Origin of the sequence: Streptosporangium sp. DT93, assembly GCF_049844535.1 — a bacterium.
In the GTDB taxonomy this organism is placed as follows: domain Bacteria; phylum Actinomycetota; class Actinomycetes; order Streptosporangiales; family Streptosporangiaceae; genus Streptosporangium.
Window position 1 is genome coordinate 1 of sequence record NZ_JBNCLF010000015.1, and the last position, 23,865, is coordinate 23,865.

Sequence of the window (23,865 nt, forward strand, 5' to 3'; positions counted from 1 at the left end):
GCGACGAACCAGATCGACCTGACATGAGCTTCATCCTTTCCAACCGATGAAGCCTCCAGCAATCCCGGCGCGGTTCACCGGCGAACCAACGACCGCGGAGTGTCATAAGGAGCCCCGAGCCGTCCTACTGCCCTATGCCCGGTAGATCGGGCATCAAGACCAAGCGGTTCAGGGCACGCTCGCGCCCTGGCGAGCACTCCCGCGCAGGCCCTCACCCCTGTCTGAAGGCCGGAGCACTATCGCGCACTTCGGTAGCGTGGACCTATGAACCATGGATTCGAGACGCTGGCCATCCACGCGGGCCAGGACCCCGACCCCCACACCGGGGCCGTGGTGCCGCCGATCTACGCGGTGTCCACGTACAAGCAGGACGGCGTGGGGGGATTACGCGCCGGATACGAGTACAGCCGGTCGGCCAACCCCACCAGGACCGCCCTGGAGGAGGCCATGGCGGCCGTCGAGGGGGGCGCGCGAGGGCTGGCCTTCGCGTCGGGCCTGGCGGCCGAGGACACGGTGCTGCGCGCCCTGTGCAGGCCGGGGGACCACGTGGTCATCCCGAACGACGCCTACGGCGGCACCTACCGCCTGTTCGCGAAGGTCCACGAGCGCTGGGGGCTGCACTACGACCCGGTCCCGCTGGGCGACCTGAGGGCGGTCGCGGCGGCCATGACCCAGAAGACCAGGCTCATCTGGGTCGAGACGCCCACCAACCCGTTGCTCGGCGTCGCCGACATCGCGGCCCTGGCCCAGCTCGCCCGTGAGAACGGGGCGCTGCTGGTGGTGGACAACACCTTCGCCTCCCCGTACCTGCAGCAGCCGCTCGCGCTCGGCGCGGACGTCGTCGTGCACTCCACCACCAAGTACGTGGGGGGCCACTCCGACGTGATCGGCGGCGCGCTCGTCGCGCGCGACGCCGCGGTGGGGGAGGAGCTCGCCTACCACCAGAACGCGATGGGCTCGGTTCCCGGGCCGTTCGACGCCTGGCTGACGCTGCGCGGGCTCAAGACGCTGGGGGTGCGGATGGACCGCCACTGCGAGAACGCCGAGCGGGTGGTGGACCTGCTGCTGGCCCACCCGCGGGTGACCTCGGTGCTCTACCCGGGGCTGCCCGACCACCCCGGCCACGAGGTGGCCGCCAAGCAGATGAAGCGCTTCGGCGGCATGGTCTCCTTCCGGGTCGCCGGGGGCGAGGCGGAGGCCGTGGAGGTGTGCGACCGGACGAAGCTGTTCATCCTGGGCGAGTCGCTCGGCGGGGTGGAGTCGCTGATCGAGCACCCCGGCCGGATGACGCACGCCTCCGTGGCGGGCTCGCCGCTGGAGGTCCCCGGGGACCTCGTCCGGCTGTCGGTGGGCATCGAGTCGATCGACGACCTGCTCGCCGACCTGACCCAGGCGCTGGGCTAGCCGTACGGTCCCGGCGGGGCGGGACCCCTGTCCGGGCCGCGGAGGCGCGGCCCGGGCTTCGAAGACCCGAGCCCGGAGCTCACGGGCCTGGACTCACGGGCCTGGACTCACGGGCCTGGACTCACGGGCCTGGACTCACGGGCCTGGACTCACGGGCCCGGGCTCACGGGCCCGGGCTCACGGGCCCGGGCTCACGGGCCCGGGTTCAGACCGGGTCTCCCCAGACCATCAGCACCAGGATCACGATCCAGATCAGCACGATCACACCGGACAGTGCGGCGATCCGGCCGATCTGCACCTTGGCGTCGTCGTCGGGGCTGTCACCGGTCAGGACCCTGATGGCGGCGCCCTGGTCCCGGTCCACCATGACCAGCAGCACCGCGGCGACGACGAAGAGCGTTATGGACACCGACAGGTAGGGCCTGCTGAGATACTCGCGGCCCAGCAGCACCCCGAACACGAGGACCCCGACGGACGCGACGCCGTACACGCGCGTGGTCTTGTGCAGGTACCGCAGGACGCCGACGTCCTTGGCCCGGATGAACCTGGGCGTGGACATGGTGGCGGCGGTGATGGGCCCGAGGGCGAAGATCGCGAAACCGATGTGCAGCCAGAGCAGCAGGTCTGTCATGCGCCAGAGACTAGTCTCCGGCGATCTCGCCCGGGTAGGCGCGGTGTCGCCGACCGGCCACCGCGCACACCTCGTAACACACGCTGGCGATGAGCGTCAGCGCCACGACGACCCCGGCGAGCATCGGACTCACGGTCTCTCCCCTCTGCTGCGGAACGGTGCGTACCGGTAGACGGGGCCCTTGGGCGAGGGGTTGTCTCGGCGTGGTCACGGTTCGGTCAATGTACGATTAAGGTCACGCAAAATGACCAATCATCGCATTCTTGCCCTGAGTACCCCGGGTGGGTCAGTAGGATCGCTGACGAGCTCGTTTCCGTGCGAGAGGACCTGCGGCGTCGAGGCCGCGGTCGTGCCGGACGGGCGTTTCCATCGGGCAGGACGGCACAAGGGAGTGCCCCGTGAGCATCAGACATGCAGAGCCGTACAGCGAGGAATGGCGCGAGCGACCGGCCCGGTACGCGGCCGGAGTCGCCCGTGCGCTGGGGGAGCAGGTGGAGGGCTGGTGGCCGGGGCCCTGTGACCCGCGTACCGTCACCGTCCGGCTGGCCGGAGGGGAGGCGCTGGTCTGGGACGAGGAGAGCGGCTGGCGCCACGGCCGCTACGTGAGCGGCGACCGGGACACCCCCACCGTCCTCGCCGGCCCCCGCTACCTCGGCGGCGGCCTCCTGCTCGCCCCCGAGCGGATCGGCTCCGCCATCGCCGACGCCCGCGCGGGCGTCGGCAACAGCACGGCCTGGCGGCCCTGCTACCGCTCCCACCGCCACCGCCGCGACGGCTTCGACCTCGCGCTCGGCGGCTACGTCGCCTACGCCGACGCCTGACCGCCGCCCCGGCGGGCACACCGGGCACACACGGGCCCGGCGGCCCGGCGGGCGCGCCGTGGATCAGCGGCTGCGGCGGGTCCGCAGGAAGTCGCTGACCACGTACTCCCCCAGGCTGTCGGCGGCGGTGGAGAAGACCCTGCCGCCGTTGCGGCGCCCCACCTCGTTCACGAAGTCCCGCAGGCGCTCGTCGTCGGCGAGCATGAAGACGTTCAGCGTGGCCCTGCGCCGGGTCATCTTGTCGACCTCGGCGAGGGTCAGCTCCAGCGTCTCGGAGGTGGGCGGCCACGCGAAGGCGGCCGACCCGTCGCGCCGCAGGTGGGCCGTGGGCTCGCCGTCGGTGACCACGAGCACGACCGGCTCGAAGTCGGGGTGGCGGTCCAGGTGGCGCCCGGCGATCAGCAGGGCGTGGTGCAGGTTCGTACCCTGGACCATGTCCCACTCCAGCCCCGCCAGCTCGTCGGGCTGCAGCACCCGGGCGTAGTTGGAGAACCCGATGATCTGCACCGAGTCCTGGGGGAACTTCGAGGTCACCAGGGCCTGGAGCGCCATCGCGGTCTGCTTGGCGGCGGCCCAGGTGCCGCGCAGGGCCATCGAGTACGACAGGTCCACCAGCAGGCAGACCGCCGCGGCCGTGCGCCGCTCGGTCTCGGCCACCTCGAAGTCGTCCACCGACAGGGTGACCGACCCGGTGCCCCCGGAGCGCCGGACGCCGTTGACCACGGTGCGGACCACGTCGATGGGCTGCTCGTCGCCGAACCGCCACGGGCGCGAGGAGCCGGTGAGCTCCCCGGCCGAGCCCGCGTCCACCTGGTCGTGGTCGCCGCGGCGCCCCCCCTCCAGGGAGGCGAAGACGCGGCGCAGCGCGGTCTCGCCCAGCCGCCGTACGGCCTTGGGGGTGAGCTCCACCTTGCCGCGCCGGCGGCGCAGGTAGCCCTGCGCCTCCAGCTCGCGCTCGACCCGCTTGAGCGCCTCCAGGTCGTCCACGGCGGAACGGCCCAGGGCGCGGCGGATCGCGTCCTCGTCGATGTCGTCCATCTGGGCGCCGGGGTAGTCCTGGCGCAGGGCCGCCTCCAGCCGGGTGAGGTCGGCGAGTTCGTCCAGCGCGCCCACGGCGTCGGACATCCCCATCGGCTCCTCGCCGCCGAACCGTTCCGGGGCGTCCCAGGACAGGTCGGGGCGGCGGGAGTGGAGGGACTCGCCCAGGCGGCGCATCTGCTCGTCCAGTCCGGCCTGCTGGAGCGTCTGCCCGATGAGGGCGTCGAGCTCCTCGCGCTGGGCCGGGGTCAGCGAGGCCAGCAGGCGCCGGGTGGCCGCGGCCCGGCGGGCCAGGGTGTCGACCAGCTCCTCCAGGTTCCGCGGCGCCTCCGGGAACATGTCCCCGTATTTGCCCATAAATTGCTCGAAATCGGCCTGGGTGTGCTCGCCCCGGGCGTCCCGGTCGAGCATGTCGTTCAGGTCGGTCATCATCTCCCTGACCCGCTCCATGGCGGCCGGGTCGGGATTCTCCAGCGCCTGGCGCATGCCGCGGAACTGGCTGTCGAGCACCTCCCTGCGCAGCAGGTCGCGCAGTTCCTCGAAGGTCGCGCGGGCGGCCTCCGAACGCCAGCGGTACTCGCCCAGCTCCCGGATGGCGCCCGGGGTGTCGTCCGGGAGCGCGGCCAGCTCGGCCTCGCGCAGCCGGGCGTCGTCGGAGGGGTCGGGGAACAGCTCGGCCCGCTCCTGGCCGATCGCCTTGTCCAGCAGCGCCCTGGCCCGCTCCAGGGTGCCGTCCAGGCGGCCGCCGGCGCGCAGCTCGCGCCTGCGCCGCCGTACCTCGCGGAGCAGGTCCTCAAGGCCGCGCCGGTTCTCCGCCCCGGGCAGTCCCTCCCTGAGCAGGTCGCGCAGGGCGTGGGCGGGGTTGGAGCCGGACAGGACCGCGTCGCCCATCCGGTCCAGCGCCGAACGGACGTCGTAGGGCGGGGCGAGCGGGTCGGGCCCGTCCCGGTATTCGCCGTAGCGATAGCTCATTCGGATCCCCTAGGTGCGGTAGACCGTCGTACCGTCCACCTCGTCCTTGGACAAACGGCGCAGAAGGTAAAGACCTTCCATGGCGAACTCCAGCGCGGCGGCGGCGTGCCCGGGGGACTCGTCGCCGATGCCGAGCTGGGACATGATCCTGGCCAGGCCCTGGACGGGGCCGACCCGGCGCAGCAGCTCGGCGGCGGGGACCGTCACCCCCGACTCGACCTGCGCTCCCTCGGAGAACCTCTCCAGCAGCGCGTTCAGGTCCGCGCCGCCGAGCGTGCCGCGGAAGGTCTCGGCCACCGCCCTGCGCAGCAGGTGCGAGAGCACCTCGGTCTCCCGGCCCTCCTCGCTGACCTCGAACTCCACCTTGCCGCGCAGGGTGTGCACGATGCCCGGCAGGTCGGCGACCCGGGCCACCGCGTGGTCCTCGCCGGTCAGCGCCGCCCGCCGTACGGCGGAGGCGGCCGCGGTCTCGGCCGCGGCGATGGAGAAGCGGGCCGAGACCCCCGAGCGGGAGTCCACCGCGGTGGACTCGCGGACCAGCCGGGTGAAGCGGGCGATCACCTCGATGAGGTGGTCGGGCAGGTCGGCTCCCACCTCGTCGAGCGCGGCCTCCTGGCGGATCAGGACGAGCTCGGTCTCGATGGTGAGCGGGTAGTGGGTGCGGATCTCCGCGCCGAAGCGGTCCTTCAGCGGGGTGATGATCCGGCCCCGGTTGGTGTAGTCCTCGGGGTTGGCGCTGGCGATCAGCAGGATGTCCAGGGGCAGGCGCAGGTTGTAGCCCCTGACCTGGATGTCGCGCTCCTCCAGCACGTTGAGCAGCGAGACCTGGATCCGCTCGGCCAGGTCGGGCAGCTCGTTGACGGAGAACACGCCCCGGTTGCTCCGGGGGACCAGCCCGTAGTGGACGGTCTCCGGGTCGCCGAGCGTCCGGCCTTCGGCGATCTTGATGGGGTCGATGTCGCCGATCAGGTCGCCGACGGAGGTGTCGGGGGTGGCGAGCTTCTCGCCGTACCGGTCGTCCCGGTGCTTCCAGGAGATCGGCAGCTCCTCGCCCGTCTCGGCCGCCAGGCGGCGGCAGCGGGCGCAGGAGGGCTCGTAGGGATGGTCGTTGATCTCGCAGCCCTCGACGACGGGGGTCCACTCGTCGAGGAGCCCGGTCACGGTGCGGATCAGCCGGGTCTTGCCCTGGCCGCGCTCACCGAGCAGGACCAGGTCGTGCCCGGCGAGCAGAGCCCGCTCCAGATAGGGCAGGACGGTGTCGTCGAAGCCGACGATGCCCGGGAACCGTGGCTCCCCGGCCCGCAGGCGGGCCAGGAGGTTCTCGCGGATCTCGGCCTTGACCGTACGGTGAATATGGCCGCTCGCGCGCAGCTCGCGCAGAGTACGTGGCTCTGGGATATGAGGCACGGGATCGAGCCTACGTCCACAACGCCCCATCCGGCACTCTCCTCCCCTCCGAGGACCTTGAACCGCCCGGAGGGGGACACCGCGGGACAGCGCGGACCCCCCGTGGAACAGGGCGGATCCGGCGCGCCGAGATTGCGGGCGATCGGGGCGAGTGCTTGTCGCGGCAGTGGGGACAATCGCTCCAGGAGCGGGCACCGGAGGGCTCCCGGCACGGGACGCCCGGCGACCCCGCCGGAGGTCGCCACGGGCCGCGACGGACAGGGAGAGGCGGACGAGTGGCGCTGATGACGAGTCGTTTCGCCGACGGCCTGGCGACGGGGACCGATCTGGTCACCGCGGCCGAGACCGCGGTGCGCCAGGCCCTGTCCGGCCTGTCCGGGCCGGCGGACCTGCTCTGCTTCTTCATCTGCGGGGAGGACCCCGACGAGATCTCCCGGGCGGGACTGCGCGCGATGGCCATGGCGCCGGGCGCCGCCGTCGTGGGGTGCAGCGCCACCGGGGTCATCGGCGACGGCCAGGGGATCGAGGTGACCCCCGCGGTCAGCGCCTGGGCCGCCACCCTGGAGGGGGCCCGGCTGACGACCTTCGCCCTCGACACGCTCAAGACCGAGGACCGCTTCGTGGTGGTGGGCCTGCCCGACCGGGGCCCCGACGACCGGGCGGCCATCCTGCTCACCGACCCCTACAGCTTCCCCACCGACGGCTTCGTCGAGCGCTCCGCCGAGGTCCTGGGCGACCTCCCGCTGATCGGCGGCCTGGCCAACGCCATCCAGGGCCGCGGCGCGGTGCGGCTCTTCGCCGACGGGCAGGTCCACACCGAGGGCGCGGTGGGGGTGCTGCTCAGCGGCGCCGTCAACGTCTCCACCGTGGTCAGCCAGGGCTGCCGCCCGATCGGCCCGACCATGGCCGTCACCTCCGCCGAGGACAACCTCCTGCTGGAGCTCGCCGGGCAGCCCGCCCTGGCCCGGCTGGAGGAGATCGTCAGCGCGCTGGACGAGGACGACCGCGACCTGGTCGCCTCCGGTCTGCAGATCGGCGTCGCCATGGACGAGTACGCCGAGCGCCACGAGCGCGGCGACTTCCTGATCCGGGGCGTGCTCGGCATCGACCCCGAGCGGGAGGCGGTGGCCATCGGCGACGTCGTCGAGATCGGCCGCACCGTCCGCTTCCAGGTCCGCGACGCCGCCACCGCCGACGAGGACCTGTACGAGCTGCTCGACGCCCACCGCGAGGAGTTCGGCCGGGTGGACGGCGCCCTGCTGTTCTCCTGCAACGGCCGGGGCTCGGCCATGTTCGGCAGCGCCGACCACGACGCCGTCGCCGTCCACGACACGCTGGGACCGGTCGGGGTGGCCGGGTTCTTCGCCGCGGGCGAGGTCGGCCCGGTGGGCGGCAACAACCACGTCCACGCCTTCACCGCCTCGGTCCTGGTCTTCTCCGCCCGCCCACCCGCCGACCGCCCGTGAGACCCGCGAACCGCCGAAGGGTCAACCGACCTTGAGCTGCTCGTCGCCGAAGTCGGCGACGAGCATGAGGGTGCCCCCGAGCGCGGCCACATACCGATCCAGGACCTCGCGGGTCGACACGTCACCCTTTTCGATCTGCGACACCCGGCCGACCGAGATCCCCATGCTCTGCGCGACCTGGTTCTGGCTGAGCCCGCGCCGCTTGCGCATCTCGGCGAGACGCCACGCCCGGTTCTCGTCCCGCAGGTGACGGACCTCCGCCTCGAACCGCTCCGGCCCACCCGCCGTCTCGACGGCCTGCTCCAGATGGCCGCTCTCACGCCACCTGCGATGGCTGCTCACCGTGTCATCTCCTTCTGCCGATCCACCAGGTAGACCTCGTACAGACGCTCGGCTCTCGGGATCGCCTCCCGGTACCAGCGTTCCCAGTTTCCCGCCTTGTCCCCCGCCGTCAGCAAGATCGCCGCTCGCCACGGGTCGAAGACGAACAGAATCCGGATCTCGCTTCGACCTACGGATCCGGGCCGGAGCTCCTTCATGTTCGAGAGAGTGGATCCCGCCACGGTGTCCACCAAGGGGCGTCCCTCCGCGGGCCCGCCGCGCTCCAGCATCAGAATCGCCTGATTAACCAGTTTGTGTGACGTTCTATCTGTTTCATGCAACATGTCAAGGAACCCCTCCACCTCTTCGGTAAGAAAGATCTCCCATTCGCCCACAATGCCTCCAAGTCTAGCCAGACTTTAGAATATTCTAAATATTTGTGGATGATCGAGTCGGGAAACGGTCGATCTCGCAGGTCAGCCGCGAGGTGACCCCTCTGTGCCTCTTCCCGCTCCCCGGAAATGCGTGCGGGAGGGGCGACGACATGGCGATCATGGTGGAGTGAGGAGCGTTGGCTACCTCATCCGCCGCCGGTGGGCTTCGGGGCGGGGTGGGGGGCGGCGGTCGTACGATGAGCCGCATGGCAGAGCTCCAGGTGGCCCCTCAGGTGACCTACGAGGACGTGGTCGCCGCGCGCGGACTGCTGGCCGACGTCGCGCTGCGCACCCCGCTGCTCCACTCGCACGTGCTCTCCGGCGTCGTGGGCGGGCCCGTCCACCTCAAGTGCGAGAACCTGCAGCGCTCCGGCTCGTTCAAGATCCGGGGGGCGTACGTCAGGATCGCCGGGCTGACCGGGGACGAGCGGCGGCGGGGGGTGGTGGCGGCGAGCGCGGGCAACCACGCCCAGGGCGTGGCGCTGGCCTCCGGGCTGGTCGGGACCGCCTCGACCGTCTACATGCCGCGGGGGGCGCCGCTGCCCAAGGTGGCCGCGACCCGCTCGTACGGCGCGGAGGTGATCTTCGCGGGGGACACCGTGGACGTCGCGCTGGAGCGGGCCAGGGAGCACGCCGAGCGGACCGGGGCGGTGTTCATCCACCCCTTCGACCACGCGGACGTCATCGCCGGGCAGGGCACGATCGGGCTGGAGATCGTCGAGCAGCTCCCCGAGGTCGGCACGATCGTGGTGTCGCTGGGCGGCGGCGGCCTGGCCGCGGGGGTGGCGCTCGCGGCCAAGTCGCTGCGGCCGGGGATGCGGATCGTGGGCGTGCAGGCCGAGCTGGCCGCCGCCTACCCGGCGTCGCTGGCCGCGGGGCACCCGGTCGACGTCAGGCCCGCCCTGACGATGGCCGACGGCATCGCGGTGGGCCGCCCGGGGGAGCTGCCCTTCGAGCTGATCCACTACCTGGTGGACAGCGTCGTGACCGTCACCGAGAGCGAGATCTCCCGGGCCCTGGTGCTCTGCCTGGAGCGCGCCAAGCAGGTCGTCGAACCGGCGGGCGTGGCCGGGGTGGCCGCGATCCTGGCCCACCCCGAGGTCTTCGAGCCGCCGGTGGTGGCGGTGCTGTCGGGCGGCAACATCGACCCGCTGCTGCTGGCCAAGGTCCTGCGGCACGGCCTGGCCGCCGCCGGGCGCTACCTCACGCTGAGGGTGCCGCTGGCGGACCGGCCGGGCGCGCTGGCGACGCTGCTGTCCCGGCTGGCGGACCTGGGCACGAACGTGCTCGACATCGTCCACCAGCGGCTGGGCATGCACCCGGGCGAGGTCGAGGTCCAGCTCCAGCTGGAGACCAAGGGGCCGGTGCACTCCGAGGACGTCCTGGGCTCCCTGCGGGTGGACGGGTACAAGGTCGTCTGCACCTGAGACGGCGGGGCACGCGCCGGCACGGAGCCGCCCCCGCCTCCGGTACGCCTTCCTTCCGTCCCACCCGCCCGCGCCGCCTGTCCTCCGCCCCCGTCCCGCCCCCGTCCCGCCGGGGTCAGTGCCCCGGCGCCTCCGGGGTGGCGCGCAGATAGGCGAGCACGGCCAGGACGCGGCGGTTGTCGTCGGCGGCGGGTTGCAGGCCGAGCTTGCCGAACAGGCTGCCGATGTGTTTCGACACGGCCACCTCGGTGACGCCCAGCGCCCTGGCGACGGCCGCGTTCGAGAAGCCCTCCGCCATGTGCTGGAGCACGTCGAGCTCGCGCGGGGTGAGCCGGGCGAGCGGTGAGCGGTTCCGGCTCAGCAGGCGGCGCACCACCTCGTGATCGACGACGACCCCGCCGGAGGCGACCTGCTCCACCGCCGCCAGGAAGTCGGCGGTGTCGGTCACCCGCTCCTTCAGCAGGTAACCGATCGCCGCGGCGTGCGAACGGAGCAGCTCGGCCGCGTACTCCTGGGCCACGTACTGGCTGAGCACCAGGATCGGCAGGCCCGGCCGCTCCCGCCGCAGGTGGATCGCCGCGCGTAGCCCCTCGTCACGCTGGTCGGGCGGCATGCGCACGTCGGTGACGACCAGGTCTGGCTCGTGGGCCGCCACCGCCTCCAGCAGGGCGGGCACCTCGCCCACCTGGGCGACCACGACGTGGCCCGACAGGGACAGGAGCTGCGCGAGCCCCTCGCGCAGCAGCACCGAGTCCTCGGCGATCACGATCCGCACGGGATCTCCAGACGGAGCGTGGTGGGGCCTCCGGCGGGGCTGGCGACGAGCAGCCGCCCGCCCAGGGCGTCGGCCCGGTCCGCCAGCCCCTGCAGTCCGGTCCCGTGCCCGGTGGCGGCTCCGCCCCGGCCGTCGTCGGTGATCGTCACTTCGAGCAGCCCCCCGGCGAGCCCGACCGTCACCTCCACCTCGCGCGCACCGCTGTGCTTGGCGGCGTTCGCCAGGGCCTCGCTCACCGTGAAGTACACGGCACCCTCCACGGCGGCCGGCAGGCGGCCCGGCAGCCGTACCCTCGAGCGCAGCGGGAGCGGCGACTGCGCGGCCAGCTCGTCGACGGCCGCGCCGATGCCGCGGTCGGTCAGTACGTGGGGGTGGATGCCCTGCACCACCTCGCGAAGCTGCCGCAGTGCCCGCCGGGACTCCTCATGGAGAGCGCCCACCTCCGCGTCGTCGCCCAGCCGCATCCGCAGGAGGCCCAGGCGCATCGACAGGGCCAGCAGGCTCTGCTGCACGCCGTCGTGCAGGTCCCGCTCGATCCTGCGGCGTTCGGCCTCGAAGCCCTCGACGAGCCTGCTGCGCGAACGCTGGATCTCGACGAGCCGGCCGGCGTCGCCGGAGGTGAGGAACCGGCGGGCGATCGCGGCGCGCGCCCCGGCCACCGCGGCCAGCACGTACGCCGACCCGATCGTCACCACGACGCCGATCGGCGGCGTGAGCCAGATCCAGTCGCCGAGCCGCAGCCCGGCGGGCACGGAGGCGGGCGGCAGGACCAGCACGACGACCGGGCCGAACAGCGTGCTCGCCGCCAGCAGCACCGTCGCGACGGACACACCCAGCTCGACGGGCCACAGCACGGTCGCGGCGAGCAGGCCGTACCCCAGCACCCGCCACCGGCCCGACGGCGGCGCCCGCCGCGCGTCCACCAGCCTCAGCCGCGCCCGCTCCAGGACGGCGTACGGCCCGGTCAGCCGGACCAGGGCCGCGAGGATCGCGATCCCCGCGACCACGACGCTGAGCAGCACCCCGGACGTGCCGAGCACCACGACGACCACCAGGGCGACCGCGCCCGTCACCGCTCCCGACGCCAGGTAGGCCAGGCACCGCAGCGGCCAGAGGGAGAGCAGGAACCGCCGCGGACCGCTCGTCATCGCTTCCCAGGGGGTGGACATCCTGGCAGGGTACGGCCGCGGGCGGCGCCTGCCCATACGGCTACCTATACCTCCGGCACGCACCTGGCGGGATTCCCGCGGGCCGCCGCCGGCGGCGACCGTTGGGGCATGAAGCGTGTGACGAGACGTGGCAAGCAGATCCTCGACATCCTCCACTACACGACCTCGGTCGGATGGCTGGGCGTCGGCCTCACCCAGCTCGCCCTCAACCTCTTCGCCCTGTCCGTCCCCGAGCTGCGGGTCCCCGTGCACGAGATCGCCCACCTGCTCGACCGGTGGGTGCTGATCCTGCTCGCCTGCGGTTCGCTCGTCACCGGCGTGCTGCTGGGGCTGAAGACGAAGTGGGGCCTGGTGCGGTACCGGTGGGTGCTGGTGAAGCTGCTGCTCACCCTGGTCCTGATGGTCTTCGCGCCGGTGTGGCTGGGCGGCTGGGTGGTCGAGGCGATCCGCCTGGCCGAGCTGCTCGACCCGGCCTACTCGGCCGTCCGCGACGACCTGTTGAGGGGCTCGGCGGGCATGGTGAGCACGCTGGCGTTCATGGTCGTCGTCTCCGTGGTGAAGCCGTGGGGCAGGGTCGTCCCTCTGAGGCGTCACGAGACCGCGGCCGGAGCCGGGGCCGGGGCCGTGACCGGAGCCGCGTCGTCGGGGCGTGAGGGGACGCCGCGGGGTGGGGGAGGGTGACGGGGCCGGAAGGACCCGCGCGTGCCGGACGGAGGGCGCGCGCGGGAAGGCCCTCCAGGGGCGTGCTACCAGGTGGTGGGCTTTTTGGGGGTGAACAGCCAGGCGTCGAAGAGGGCGTCGAGGTTCCTGCCGGAGATCTTCTCGGCCAGGGCGACGAACTCCGTGGTGGTGACGTTGCCGTAGCGGTGCGCGGCGGCCCACTCCCGCAGGAGCCTGAAGAACGCCGGGTCGCCGATGCGCTGCCGGAGCGCGTGGAGCGTCATGCCGCCCCGGGTGTAGACGGAGTTGTTGAACAGGTCCTCGGGCTTGGCCCTGCCCGGGGCGTAGCTCCAGATCGGGTCGTCGGCGGCGGCCGAGTAATTCCTGCGGAAGAGCTGCTCCGCGGTGGCCCGGCCCTCGTGCTCCGACCACAGCCACTCGGCGTAGGTGGCGAAGCCCTCGTTGAGCCAGAGGTCGCGCCAGCGCCTGATGCTGAGGCTGTCGCCGAACCACTGGTGGGCCAGCTCGTGGGCGATGATCGAGTCGTCCGGGGCGAATCCGCCGTACATGGGCTTGGTCTGGTTCTCCAGGGCGTAGCCGGCGGGGAAGTCGTCGACCACGCCGCCGGTGGAGGAGAAGGGGTAGGGGCCGAACAGGGTGCTCCAGTAGTCGGTGACCCTGCCCGAGGTGTCGTAGAGGTGCCGCAGCTCGCCGCGGTACTTGGGATCGACGGCGGCCAGGTTCTTCAGGCCCCCCGGGGTCCTGCCCTGGAGCAGCTCGAATCTGCCCAGCGTCATGGTGGCCAGGTAGCTGGCCATCGGGTGGCTCTCGCGCCACTGGAAGGTCGTCCGGCCGTTCGCGGTCCTGGGAGTGCCGACCAGCTCGCCGTTGGCCAGCGCGGTCAGGCCGGCGGGAACGGTGATGGAGAAGTCGTAGCGCGCCTTGTCGGAGGGGTGGTCGTTGCCCGGGAACCAGGTCTTGGCGCCGTTCGGCTGGCAGGTGACGAACGCGCCGTCCCGGGTCGGGATGAAGCCGTACGTGCCCAGGTTGGAGGAGCCGCGGACGGGCTTGGGCTCCCCGGCGTAGGTGACCTCGACGGCGAACGGCGCGCCCTTGCCGATGGCGGCGGCCGGGGTGACGGTGAGCTCGGTCCCGCTCCGGTCGAACCTGGCGGACCTGCCGTCCACGGTGACCCTGCGGACGGTGAAGCCCGACAGGTCGAGGTTGAGGCCGGTGAGGGGCTGGGTGGCCCGCGCCTCGATCCTGGCGACCCCCGACAGGTGCCGGGAGGAGGGCTCGTAGGCGAGCCTGAGCCGGTAGCGGTCCACGTCGTAGCCGCCGTTGCCGTCGGTGGGGAAGTCGGGGTCGCCGATCCCGGGGGCCCCCGGCCCGGACGCGGGCCCGGACTCGCGCTCCGCGGCGGAGATCGGGGCCGAGACCGACACGGGGGCCGAGGCGGGGATCGTGCCGGCGGCGCCGGCCCCGCTCGACGCCGAGCAGGCGACCGTGCCGATGATCCCGAGCGCGCCGAGAAGAGCGGTGGTCGCCGTGGTGGCCGGCCGCTTGGACGCCATACCTCAAGCCCCCTTCCCCGGCCCGTACGGCCGAGCCAGTGATGGCACCCTACGCGACCGGCCCGCGCCGGTCAGGCGTCTGCGGCAGGCGTCCGGGCACCGGGATCGCCGCCGCCCGCCCGCGCGGCCGACAAAGTACGAAAGCCCGTGCTATCGGCCCGGCGACGGGTGGCGTAGATCACTCGGGCCACCGGACACGAACGCCCGCCGGGGGTTCCCCGGCGGGCGTGGGACCGGAGAGAAGATCCGGTTCCGGTCGTGTCAGGTCGTGCTTTTTCGTGCTTTCTCGTACCCGGTCGTGCGGTGAGGGTGCCGGTCCCGCTTTCGGATTGATCGCCCCGAGGGGGCCATGGCAAAGCCAAGGGCGGGTACCGGTTCGCCCCGGGAGGTGTCCACCCGGGGCGACGTGGCCGGTGCCACCCGCGCGGGGAAGCGGGGAAGCGGGGAAGCGGGGACGGCGGGGAAGCGGGGAAGCGGGGAAGCGGGGACGGCGGGGAAGCGGGGAAGCGGGGACGGCGGGTGCGGCTAGAGGTTGCCGCGCAGGTCCTGCTCGCGCTCGATGGCCTCGAAGAGCGCCTTGAAGTTGCCCTTGCCGAAGCCGAGGGAGCCGTGCCGCTCGATCAGCTCGAAGAACACGGTCGGGCGGTCCTGGACCGGCTTGGTGAAGATCTGCAGCAGGTAGCCGTCCTCGTCGCGGTCGACCAGGATGCCGCGCTTCTTGAGCTCCTCGATCGGCGCGCGGACCTCGCCGATGCGGGCGCGCAGCTCGGGGTCGTCGTAGTAGGAGGCGGGCGTGTCCAGGAAGGCGACGCCGGCCGCGCGCATGTGGTCGACGGTGGTCAGGATGTCGTTGGTGGCCAGCGCGATGTGCTGCACGCCGGGGCCGCCGTAGAACTCCAGGTACTCGTCGATCTGCGACCTCTTCTTGGAGACGGCCGGCTCGTTGAGCGGGAACTTGACCTTGCGGGTGCCGTCCGCGACGACCTTCGACATCAGCGCCGAGTACTCGGTGGCGATGTCGTCGCCGACGAACTCCGCCATGTTGGTGAAGCCCATGACGTGCCGGTAGAACTCCACCCACTCGTCCATCCTGCCGAGCTCCACGTTGCCGACGCAGTGGTCGACCGCCTGGAACAGCCGGCCGTTGCGGACGGCGGGGGGCGCCACCAGGGGCTCGGCGGCCACGAAGCCGGGCAGGTAGGGGCCGCTGTAGTTGGACCTGTCGATCAGCGAGTGCCGGGTCTCGCCGTAGGTGGCGATCGCCGCGACCACGACCTTGCCGTACTCGTCCTCCATCACGTACGGCTCCGCCAGGCCCCTGGCGCCCTGGGCGAGCGCGTGCGCGTAGGCCCGCTCCACGTCGGGGACGTCGATGGCGAGGTCGATCACACCGTCGCCGTGCTCGGCCACGTGCCGGGAGACGCCGGTACCCGGGCGCACCGCGCCCCGGAACTCGAACCGCGCCGAACCCGAGGTGAGCACGTAGGCCACCTCGTCGCGGCTGCCGTTCTCGGGGCCGCGGTAGGCCACGAGGCGCATGCCGAACGCGCTGGAGTAGTAGTGGGCCGCCTGCTTGGCGTTGCCCACGGCGAAGACCACGGCATCCATGCCGTTCACGGGGAAGATGTCGTTCATGCCCATACTGTCTGTTTTACTGGGCTGTCTGTGCAAGAGTGACTTGAAATCCTGTACAACCTGTCCGGTTACCCGCCGGTCCTTGCGGAGCATCTGTACATAATGACGATCGACGAACTCGACGCCCGGCTCATCGCCCTGCTCGCGGCCGAGCCCCGGCTCGGCGTGCTGGAGTGCTCGCGGAGGCTGGGGGTGGCCCGGGGGACCGTCCAGGCCCGGCTGGACCGGATGTCGGCCCGCGGGGTGATCACCGGGTACGGGCCGGACGTCGCCCCGGCGGCGCTCGGCTACGACGTGACCGCGTTCGTGACCCTGCAGATCCGCCAGGTCAGCGGCCACGACCCGGTCTCCGACCAGCTCGCGGCCATCCCCGAGGTGCTGGAGGTGCACACCATCACCGGCGGCGACGACATGCACTGCCGCGTGGTGGCGCGCAGCAACGCCGACCTGCAGCGGGTGATCGACCGGATCGTGGACGTCCACGGCGTGGTGAGGGCGTCCTCGGTGATCGCCTTGGACACTCCCGTGCCATACCGTGTTCTGCCTTTGGTGGCCGATGTCCCCCGCAGGGGCAGGGGCTAGCCGTACCATGCCAAGCAGGGGCCAGACACCGTTATCCATCGTTTACCCTTAGCGGTTCTTGCAGGTCGCAGGGGGTCTGCGAAGGGTCCTATCGGGGGGTCACGCGTGGTTAAGGGTTGGACGAGCGTTTCCAGGAGAAGGGTCCTGAAGGTCACACTCGTCCTGTTCGGCGTTGCCGTTCTCTCGGCGGTGGGGCTGCTCGGGGTGGTCTGGGCGATGACCCCCATCCCGGACAGCACGCAGCCCAAGGCGACCGCGCAGGGCTCGGTGATCTACTACCGCGACGGCAGGACCGTGCTGGCCCGCCAGGGCGTCAACCGCAGGAGCGTCACCCTCGACAGGATGCCGCAGACCCTGCGCAACGCGGTCATCGCCGCGGAGAACCGCTCCTTCTACGAGGACCAGGGCGTCTCCCTCAAGGGCACCTTCCGGGCGATGTGGTCCACGGTCACCGGCCAGCAGCTCCAGGGCGGCTCCACCATCACCCAGCAGATGGTCCGCAACTACTACAGCGGCCTCAGCCAGGAACGTTCCATCGTCAGGAAGCTCAAGGAGGTCATGATCTCCCTGAAGGTGGACCGCTCCAAGTCCAAGGACTGGGTGCTGGAGCAGTACCTCAACACCATCTACTTCGGCCGGGGCGCCGACGGGGTGCACGCCGCGGCCGGCGCCTACTTCCGCAAGGACCTGAGCAGGCTGACCCTGGCCGAGAGCGCCTACCTCGCCGCGGTGATCCAGCAGCCGTCCAGGTTCGCCGACCCCGAGGGCGCCGACCTGTACGCGGCCAGGGAGCGCTGGAGGTCGGTGATCGACGCGATGGCCTCCATCGGGGCGATCACCTCCGAGCAGGCCGCCGAGGCGACCTTCCCCGCCCTGGCCAGACCTCGGGCGATCTTCGACCCCAAGGGGCAGGAGGGCTACATGCTCGACCAGGTGACGGCCGAGCTCAAGAGCAGGGGATACACCGACGAGGTGATCAACCAGGGCGGATTGAAGATCGTCTCGACCTTCGACAAGACCCTGATGGCCGCCGCCGAGCGCGCCGTCACCTCGGTGCTGCCCGACGGCACCCCCCGCAAGGTCCGCACCGGCCTGGCCGCCGTCGATCCCGCGACCGGCGAGGTCACCGCCTTCTACGGCGGCCGGAACTACGCCGCCAACAAGTTCGACAACTCCTTCTCGGCCAAGGTGCAGGCCGGGTCGACCTTCAAGGCGTACACGCTGGCCGCCGCGCTCGACAACGGCTTCGGCCTGGAGACGCGGGTGAACGGCAACTCGCCGCTGCGGGTCGCCTCCGCCGACATCCCCAACTCGGGGGGCTACTCCTACGGCCAGGTCAACCTGGTCAGGGCGACGCAGAGCTCGGTGAACACCGCGTTCGTCGACCTCGCCCAGCGGGTCGGCCTGGACAAGGTCGTCAAGGTCGCCCAGAACGCGGGGATCCCCGCCGAGCAGCTCGCCCCGCACCGGGGCGCCGCCACGCTCCCGCTCGGCGTGGCCTCGGTGAGCGCGGTGCAGAACGCCGCGGGGTTCGCCGCCTTCGCCGCCGAGGGCGTCCACCGGGAAGCCCACGTGATCCGCTCGATCACCGACGCGGAAGGACGGACCGTCAGGAGCTCCACCAAGGGCAGGCGCGCGTTCGGCGAGCAGGCCGCCGTCGACGCCACCTACGCGCTCCGGCAGGTCGTCGAGGCCGGGACCGGTTCGGGCGCCCGCCTGGCCGACCGTCCCGTGGCGGGCAAGACCGGCACCACCGACGCGTCGGCGGCCGTGTGGTTCGCGGGGTTCACCCCGCAGCTCGCGGTGGCCGTCGACATGTTCCGCGACGACAACAAGCCCGTGACGGTGAACGGCAGCGCCCTGTACGGCGGCTCCTACCCCGCGCAGATCTGGCGCGTCTTCATGACCGAGGCGATGAAGGGCAAGCCGGTCAAGGAGTTCAGGGAGCCGTCGGGCTACGGCTACTCCAGCCCGTACGGCGACTACGGCTCCGGCACAGGTCAGGGAGCCTCCCCCCCGCCCCCGGCGACCGGCCAGGACGGCGGCTCCGAGCCCGGTTCCCCGGCTCCCGAGCAGGAGGCCCCGAGCCCCGGCCAGGGGCCCGACGTCGGCGACGCCCCCGGTCAGGGGCAGGGCCGGGGGCCGGGTCAGGGGCCGGGCGACGAGCCCGCGGGCGGCTGGAACGAGCAGGACGGCGGCTGGGACCGGAACGGCGGTCCCGACGACTTCGGGCTGGACGGCCTGGGCCGCAGGCTCGGCACCCCCTAGCGGGACGGCCGGTCCCGGACCGGTCCCGCGGTCCGGAACCCCGGGGCGGCCGATCCGGGACCGCCGTTCGGTGTCCTCCCCGGGACGGCCGGTCCCGGAAGGCGCGGTGTCAGGCTCCGCCCGCCAGCTCGGCCAGCAGGGCGGCCCGGGTCGTGACGGGCATCCGGCAGGTGAAGCCCCGGCACACGTAGGCCGCGGGCTCGCCCCCCACCGTTCCCCGGCCCTCCAGCAGCGGGACCTCGCCGGAGCCGGGCTCGCCGAGCGCCACGACCAGGCCGGGCACGGGGGAGAGCAGCGCGGTGCGGTGCAGGAGTGCCGTCGCGGGGTCGCCCGCCGGGCCCACGACCGCGACCTCGACCGGGCCGGACACCGCCGCCTGGGCCGCCGCCAGACCCCAGCCGGCGAACCGCGCGTGCCGGTCGGCCAGGACGGTCACCGTGCCCAGGGCCGCCTCGGCCGCCTCCCGGTGCCGGGCCGAGCCGGTCAGCGCCGCGTACGACAGCAGGGCCCCGGCCGCGGCGAACTGGCCCGACGGGGTGGCGTTGTCGGTGGGGTCCTGCGGGCGCTGGAAGAGGCTCTCGGCGTCCTCGGCGGTGTCGTAGAACCCGCCGGCGCCGTCGGAGAAGCGCTCCAGGATCGCGTCCAGCAGCGTCCCGGCCCGCCGGAACCAGCGGACCTCGCCGGTCACCCCGTACAGGGCGAGCAGGCCCTCGGCCAGGTCGGCGTAGTCCTCCAGGACACCCGCGTTGGCGCCCGCCCGGCCGTCCCGGGAGGTGCGCAGCAGCCGGTCGCCGTCCAGGTGGAGCTCGTCGACCAGTGTGGCCGCCCGCCGGGCCGCCTCGACGAGGTCGGGCCGCTCGAACAGGGCGCCGGCCTCGGCGAGGGCGGCGACGGCCAGGCCGTTCCAGGCGGCCACCACCTTGTCGTCGCGTCCGGGCCGCACCCGGCGGGCCCGCGCCCGAAGCAGCGCCGAGCGCACCCGGGCGAACCGCTCGGGGTCGTCGGGGTCCTCCAGAAGCTGGAGCACCGAGGTGCCGTGCTCGAACGTCCCGGTCACCTCGAACAGGCCGATCGCCCAGTCGCCGTCCTCCTCGCCGAGGACCTCGCGCAGCTCCTCGGGCGTCCAGGCGTAGAACTTGCCCTCCACGCCCTCGCTGTCGGCGTCCAGCGCGGAGGCGAAGCCCCCCTCGGGGGTGCGCATCTCGGCCATCAGCCAGTCGGCGGTCTCCAGCGCGACCCGCCTGCCCAGCACCGAGCCGGTCGAGCGCCACCAGTGCGCGTACACCCGCAGGAGCAGGGCGTTGTCGTAGAGCATCTTCTCGAAGTGCGGCACCACCCAGTCGGCGTCCACGCTGTAGCGGGCGAACCCCCCGGCGAGCTGGTCGTAGATCCCGCCCCTGGCCATGGCCTCCAGCGTGCGGACGGCCATGGCCGCGGCGGCCTCCCCGGTCGCCCCCGCCTCCTCGCCGCCCTGCCCCGCGCCGCCCTGTCCCGCGCCGCCCTGTCCCGCGCCGCCCTGTCCCGCGCCGCCCTGTCCCGCGTCGTTCTGAGCCGGGCCGTCCTGTGCCGCGTCGTCCCGGACCGTCTCCCGGGGCGCCTGCCCGGCCGTGCCGAGGGCCTGCGCCGCGGCGTGGCGCAGCAGGAACTCCAGCGCCATCGACGGCGGGAACTTGGGCGCCCCGCCGAAGCCGCCCCGCTCGGCGTCGAAGGAACCGGCCAGGCCGCGTACGGCCCGCGCGAGCGTGTCCGGGGTGGGCAGCGGCCCGGACGGCAGCGCCGAGCGCTCGTTCAGCGCCTCCACGATCTTCGAGCCCTGGTCCAGCACCGCGGCGCGGTCACCGTTCCAGGCGTTGGACACCCCGGTGAGCAGGCGCTGGAACTGCTGCCGCGGGAAGTAGGTCCCGGTGTAGAACGGGTGGCCCTGCGGGGTGGCGAAGACCGTCATCGGCCACCCTCCGTGGCCGTTCATGGCCTGGGTGGCGGACATGTAGACCGCGTCCACGTCCGGGCGTTCCTCGCGGTCGACCTTCACGTTGACGAAGTGCTCGTTCATCAGCGCGGCCGTGCCCTCGTCCTCGAACGACTCGTGGGCCATCACATGACACCAGTGGCACGCGCTGTAGCCGACACTGATCAGCAGCGGCACGTCCCGGCGCCGCGCCTCGGCGAAGGCCTCGTCCCCCCAGGGAAACCACTCCACGGGATTGTCGGCGTGCTGCAGCAGGTAGGGACTGGTCGCGTCCTTCAAGCGGTTCATCGAGTGCCTCCGTGTACGCGGTGCGTACGCTCTCCTGGCGGGGTGCGCGGCCCCCGCGCCTCACGGTCCTCCCCCACGTCTACCCCGACGGTCCGGCTCACACCTGGTCGCGGGGCGGGGCCGGGACGCCCAGCGCCAGCAGGGCGGTGTCGTCGTCCAGGCCGTCGCCGAAGGTGCCGAGCAGCTCGGCGGTCGCGGCCACGATCGCGGCAGGGGCCGCGGGCGCCAGGCCACCCGCGAAGGCGAGCAGCGCCTCGTCGCCGTACCGGCCGCCGCTGGTACGGGCCTCGGTCAGCCCGTCGGTGTAGAGCATCAGGGTGTCGCCGGGCCGCAGCCGCGTCTCCACGGCGCCGAACCGCGCCTCGGCCAGGACGCCGATGAGCAGGCCGTCGGGGGTCTCCAGGTACCGGGCACCGCCGCCGACGCCCAGCAGCAGCGCCGGGGGGTGGCCGCCGCTGGCCAGGGTGACCGAGAAGCCGTCGCCGTCCGGGACGACCAGGCCGAAGATGACCGTGCAGAAGCGCATGTCGTCGTCGGTGTACTCCTGGCGCAGCACGGTGTTGAGGGTCCGCAGCACCTTGATGGGGTCGGGGTCGTGGGCGGCGGCGGCGCGCAGCGTGTAGCGGGTCAGCGAGGTCAGCGCCGCGGCCCCGGCCCCCTTGCCGCACACGTCGCCCAGGAAGATCCCCCACCGGCCGTCGCCGAGCGGGAACACGTCGTAGAAGTCGCCGCCCACCTGGTCGGGGGAGGCGGTGTGGTAGTGCGCGGCGATCTCCATCCCCGGCACCCGCGGCAGGACCGGGGGCAGCAGGCTGCACTGCAGGGTGGCCACCAGGCGCTTCAGCCGCTCGCGGTCGCGTTCGGCCTCCTGGCGGGCGCGGAGCAGTTCGCGTTCGTAGGCGCGGCGGTCGCGGGCGTCGAAGACGGTGGTGCGGATCAGCAGCGGCCGGCCCTCGTCGTCGGTCTTCAGGACCGAGGTGACCATGACGGGCAGCCGGGCGCCCTCGGCGGTCCGCATCTCCAGGGCCACCCCGCCCAGCTCGCCCTGCATGCGCAGCAGGGGTGCGAAGTGGGTCTCGTGGTAGAGCCTGCCGCCGACGGTGAGCAGGTCGCTGAAGCGGCGCCGTCCCACGAGCTGCTCGCGGGTGTGGCCGAGCCAGCCCAGCAGGGTCTTGTTGATCTTGACGATCTGGCCGTCCATCAGGGTGGACAGGTAGCCGCAGGGCGCGTGCTCGTACAGGTCCTCGGGGCTGTCCTCGAGCAACCCGCCGAACAGCGTGGCCTGGGAGAGGTCGGGGGCGCCGCCCTGGCGGGGGACGGGCCCGCGGTCCGCCGTCACCCGGTACCGGCCACGAAGGAGGTGATCGCCTCCGCGGTGATCTGCGGGGCGCTGAGCTGCGGGCAGTGGCCGACGGTGTCCAGGGTGACCAGCCGGCTGCCGGAGATCTGGGCGTGCACGAACGCGCCCACCTCCGGAGGGGCGATGACGTCGCTGGCGCAGTCGATCACCAGCGTCGGCACGGTGACCTTGGCCAGGTCGGTCCGGTTGTCGGACAGGAACGTCGTCCGCGCGAAGACGCGCGCGATCTGCGGGTCGGTACGGCAGAAGCTGTTGGTCAGCTCCTCGGCCAGCTCGGGGCGGTCCGGATTCCCCATGATCATCGGAGCCGTCGCCGCGGACCAGCCCAGGTAGTTGCTGTCCAGCGACTCCAGCAGCTCCTCGATGTCGGCCGCGCTGAACCCGCCCCGGTAGCCGTCCTCGTCGTCGATGTAGCACGGTGAGGGGGTGAGCAGGACCAGCTTGCCGAAGCGGTCCGGCTCCTGGATCGCCGCCAGCACGCCGATCATGGAGCTGACCGAGTGGCCCACGAACACCGGCCGGTCCAGGCCCAGCTCCCGGCAGATCTCCAGGACGTCGCCGGCGTAGCCGTCCAGCGTCGCGTACCGCTCCGGGCACCAGGCCGACATGTCCGACCGGCCCGCCCCCACGTGGTCGAAGAGCACCACGCGGAACCGCTCGGCCAGCGCGGGCACCACCAGGCGCCAGAGGTTCTGGTCGCAGCCGAAGCCGTGCGCGAGTATCACCGGGGTTCCGTCCTCGCGGCCGGTCACGATGACATTGTTCCGTTCGCTCGCGCGCATTCGTACATCATTTCATCTTTTATGGGGATCTCTGGAGGCCGCACCGGCTCTCCCGGCCGTTTCCGGACCGGCCCGCCGCCGTTCCCGGGTGATCCGCGAGGCGGATGCCCCGGCCCGGCGGACGTCCGGGGTGCTTCTCGATCGGCCCGCGCGGAGGGCGGGCATGCGGAACGTGCCCCGGTCATGGGGAAAGCTTGAAGGACGCCGTTCGCCTCCGGCGCCGGTGACGGTGACGGTGACGGCGGCGAAGGCCCGGCCGGGGGCATGGGGTCCTGCCAGGAGTGGGAGCGGCCCGGCCGGGGGCACGGGAGGTCCTGCCAGGGTGGGAGAGGCCCTGCCGGGGCGTGGGAGGCCCTGCCGGGGGTCAGCCGAAGGCGGCGACCTGGCCGCCGTCGGTGCCGGTGCCGGAGCGGTGCTCCTGCCGCTCGCGCAGGTCCTCCAGCGCCTCCCGCAGGGTGTCGCGGAGCTCGAACACCGCTGTCAGGCCCGTGATCGTCAGGGTGCGGAGCAGCGACGGCGGCGGGGCGGCCAGCACGAGGCGTACCCGCCGCTCCCGGCAGCCCTTGGAGATCTCGATGAGGGTGCCGAGCCCCATGGAGTCGCAGAACGTCATCGGCTCCAGGTTCAGCGTCAGGCAGCCGCCCTGGAGGAAGTCCCACAGGTGCTCGACCATGGTGGTGAGGGTCGGGGCACTGTTCCAGTCCAGTTCACCGCGGACGTGCACCACGGCATGGCTGCCCGGTTCGCCCAGATCGACGGTGAAGGCCAGCTCGTCTGAGGGGTGCGTGGCCATGTTCTCCTGTGTCCTTCTCGCGGGTCCCGTCCTCCATTGTGCAACCAGATCGGACGGACGTCGCGTCAACCCCCGGACGGGCGCGACGG

The 23,865-nt window shown here is 72.5% G+C and carries 21 protein-coding genes; 7 read left to right on the top strand and 14 right to left on the bottom strand.

From position 1 onward, the window contains the following. Positions 1 to 264: 264 nt before the first annotated feature. A complete protein-coding gene (locus ACLQ2R_RS27780; protein ID WP_425963653.1) occupies positions 265 to 1,404 on the top strand; it encodes a cystathionine gamma-synthase in 1,140 nt (379 codons plus the stop codon). Between the two features lie 205 nt (positions 1,405 to 1,609). Here ACLQ2R_RS27780 and ACLQ2R_RS27785 read toward each other — a convergent pair whose 3' ends face one another. Further along, on the bottom strand, positions 1,610 to 2,035 hold the full coding sequence (locus ACLQ2R_RS27785; protein ID WP_425963654.1) for a hypothetical protein: 426 nt from the start codon (positions 2,033 to 2,035) through the stop codon (positions 1,610 to 1,612). A gap of 10 nt (positions 2,036 to 2,045) precedes the next feature. Beyond that, on the bottom strand, positions 2,046 to 2,168 hold the full coding sequence (locus tag ACLQ2R_RS27790) for a hypothetical protein (protein ID WP_425963655.1): 123 nt from the start codon (positions 2,166 to 2,168) through the stop codon (positions 2,046 to 2,048). Between the two features lie 265 nt (positions 2,169 to 2,433). Here ACLQ2R_RS27790 and ACLQ2R_RS27795 point away from each other — a divergent pair, with 265 nt between their 5' ends. Beyond that, positions 2,434 to 2,856 carry a DUF6292 family protein gene (locus tag ACLQ2R_RS27795; protein WP_425963657.1) on the top strand — a complete coding sequence of 141 codons (423 nt, stop codon included), beginning with the start codon at positions 2,434 to 2,436 and terminating at the stop codon, positions 2,854 to 2,856. 63 nt (positions 2,857 to 2,919) lie between these two features. Here the strand turns inward: ACLQ2R_RS27795 and ACLQ2R_RS27800 are convergent, their stop codons facing one another. Together ACLQ2R_RS27800 and ACLQ2R_RS27805 are read right to left on the bottom strand one after the other, a co-directional pair. Continuing rightward, the gene (locus ACLQ2R_RS27800) at positions 2,920 to 4,866 is read right to left on the bottom strand and encodes a vWA domain-containing protein (protein ID WP_425963658.1); all 1,947 of its coding nucleotides are present in this window, start codon (positions 4,864 to 4,866) and stop codon (positions 2,920 to 2,922) included. Between the two features lie 9 nt (positions 4,867 to 4,875). Then, positions 4,876 to 6,303: a sigma 54-interacting transcriptional regulator gene (locus ACLQ2R_RS27805; protein ID WP_425963660.1), complete on the bottom strand. Its 1,428-nt coding sequence runs from the start codon at positions 6,301 to 6,303 to the stop codon at positions 4,876 to 4,878. A 254-nt stretch (positions 6,304 to 6,557) separates the two neighbouring features. On the opposite strand from ACLQ2R_RS27805, the gene ACLQ2R_RS27810 reads away from it, so the two are divergent. Beyond that, positions 6,558 to 7,739 (top strand): FIST signal transduction protein, encoded by a 1,182-nt coding sequence (locus tag ACLQ2R_RS27810; protein ID WP_425963661.1) that lies wholly within the window; start codon positions 6,558 to 6,560, stop codon positions 7,737 to 7,739. Positions 7,740 to 7,760: 21 nt separating this feature from the next. On the opposite strand, the gene ACLQ2R_RS27815 is transcribed toward ACLQ2R_RS27810, so the two are convergent. After that, positions 7,761 to 8,081: a helix-turn-helix domain-containing protein gene (locus ACLQ2R_RS27815; protein WP_425963662.1), complete on the bottom strand. Its 321-nt coding sequence runs from the start codon at positions 8,079 to 8,081 to the stop codon at positions 7,761 to 7,763. Beyond that, positions 8,078 to 8,455 carry a type II toxin-antitoxin system RelE/ParE family toxin gene (locus tag ACLQ2R_RS27820; protein ID WP_425963663.1) on the bottom strand — a complete coding sequence of 126 codons (378 nt, stop codon included), beginning with the start codon at positions 8,453 to 8,455 and terminating at the stop codon, positions 8,078 to 8,080. The genes ACLQ2R_RS27815 and ACLQ2R_RS27820 overlap by 4 nt, the downstream gene beginning before the upstream one ends. Positions 8,456 to 8,700: 245 nt before the next feature. Here ACLQ2R_RS27820 and ilvA point away from each other — a divergent pair, with 245 nt between their 5' ends. Then, positions 8,701 to 9,921 carry a threonine ammonia-lyase gene (gene ilvA, locus ACLQ2R_RS27825; RefSeq protein WP_425963664.1) on the top strand — a complete coding sequence of 407 codons (1,221 nt, stop codon included), beginning with the start codon at positions 8,701 to 8,703 and terminating at the stop codon, positions 9,919 to 9,921. Between the two features lie 115 nt (positions 9,922 to 10,036). On the opposite strand, the gene ACLQ2R_RS27830 is transcribed toward ilvA, so the two are convergent. Together ACLQ2R_RS27830 and ACLQ2R_RS27835 are read right to left on the bottom strand one after the other, a co-directional pair. Then, complete coding sequence (locus ACLQ2R_RS27830; RefSeq protein ID WP_425963665.1) at positions 10,037 to 10,696, bottom strand: response regulator; 660 nt, start codon at positions 10,694 to 10,696, stop codon at positions 10,037 to 10,039. Beyond that, positions 10,684 to 11,865, bottom strand: a complete 1,182-nt coding sequence (locus ACLQ2R_RS27835; RefSeq protein ID WP_425963667.1) for a histidine kinase — start codon at positions 11,863 to 11,865, stop codon at positions 10,684 to 10,686. The genes ACLQ2R_RS27830 and ACLQ2R_RS27835 overlap by 13 nt, the downstream gene beginning before the upstream one ends. 108 nt (positions 11,866 to 11,973) lie before the next feature. Between ACLQ2R_RS27835 and ACLQ2R_RS27840 the strand changes: the two genes are divergently transcribed. Beyond that, complete coding sequence (locus tag ACLQ2R_RS27840; protein ID WP_425963669.1) at positions 11,974 to 12,546, top strand: hypothetical protein; 573 nt, start codon at positions 11,974 to 11,976, stop codon at positions 12,544 to 12,546. 65 nt (positions 12,547 to 12,611) lie between these two features. Here ACLQ2R_RS27840 and ACLQ2R_RS27845 read toward each other — a convergent pair whose 3' ends face one another. Continuing rightward, positions 12,612 to 14,099 (bottom strand): M1 family metallopeptidase, encoded by a 1,488-nt coding sequence (locus ACLQ2R_RS27845; protein WP_425963670.1) that lies wholly within the window; start codon positions 14,097 to 14,099, stop codon positions 12,612 to 12,614. 525 nt (positions 14,100 to 14,624) lie between these two features. Then, complete coding sequence (hppD, locus tag ACLQ2R_RS27850) at positions 14,625 to 15,734, bottom strand: 4-hydroxyphenylpyruvate dioxygenase (protein ID WP_425963671.1); 1,110 nt, start codon at positions 15,732 to 15,734, stop codon at positions 14,625 to 14,627. Between the two features lie 102 nt (positions 15,735 to 15,836). Here hppD and ACLQ2R_RS27855 point away from each other — a divergent pair, with 102 nt between their 5' ends. Continuing rightward, positions 15,837 to 16,316, top strand: coding sequence for an Lrp/AsnC family transcriptional regulator (locus tag ACLQ2R_RS27855; RefSeq protein WP_425963673.1), 480 nt, complete (start codon positions 15,837 to 15,839; stop codon positions 16,314 to 16,316). Between the two features lie 216 nt (positions 16,317 to 16,532). Then, entirely contained in the window at positions 16,533 to 18,584 is a 2,052-nt protein-coding gene (locus ACLQ2R_RS27860; RefSeq protein ID WP_425963674.1) for a transglycosylase domain-containing protein, read from the top strand. A gap of 109 nt (positions 18,585 to 18,693) precedes the next feature. Here ACLQ2R_RS27860 and ACLQ2R_RS27865 read toward each other — a convergent pair whose 3' ends face one another. The 4 genes from ACLQ2R_RS27865 to ACLQ2R_RS27880 all read right to left on the bottom strand — a co-directional run bounded on the left by ACLQ2R_RS27865 (position 18,694) and on the right by ACLQ2R_RS27880 (position 23,776). Then, positions 18,694 to 20,841, bottom strand: a complete 2,148-nt coding sequence (locus ACLQ2R_RS27865) for a thioredoxin domain-containing protein (protein ID WP_425963675.1) — start codon at positions 20,839 to 20,841, stop codon at positions 18,694 to 18,696. A 97-nt stretch (positions 20,842 to 20,938) separates the two neighbouring features. Then, entirely contained in the window at positions 20,939 to 22,180 is a 1,242-nt protein-coding gene (locus ACLQ2R_RS27870) for a PP2C family protein-serine/threonine phosphatase (protein WP_425963676.1), read from the bottom strand. Next, positions 22,177 to 22,983, bottom strand: a complete 807-nt coding sequence (locus tag ACLQ2R_RS27875) for an alpha/beta fold hydrolase (RefSeq protein ID WP_425963677.1) — start codon at positions 22,981 to 22,983, stop codon at positions 22,177 to 22,179. Before ACLQ2R_RS27875 ends, ACLQ2R_RS27870 begins: the two co-directional genes overlap by 4 nt. Before the next feature lie 364 nt (positions 22,984 to 23,347). Beyond that, positions 23,348 to 23,776, bottom strand: a complete 429-nt coding sequence (locus tag ACLQ2R_RS27880; protein ID WP_425963678.1) for an STAS domain-containing protein — start codon at positions 23,774 to 23,776, stop codon at positions 23,348 to 23,350. Positions 23,777 to 23,865 lie beyond the last annotated feature (89 nt).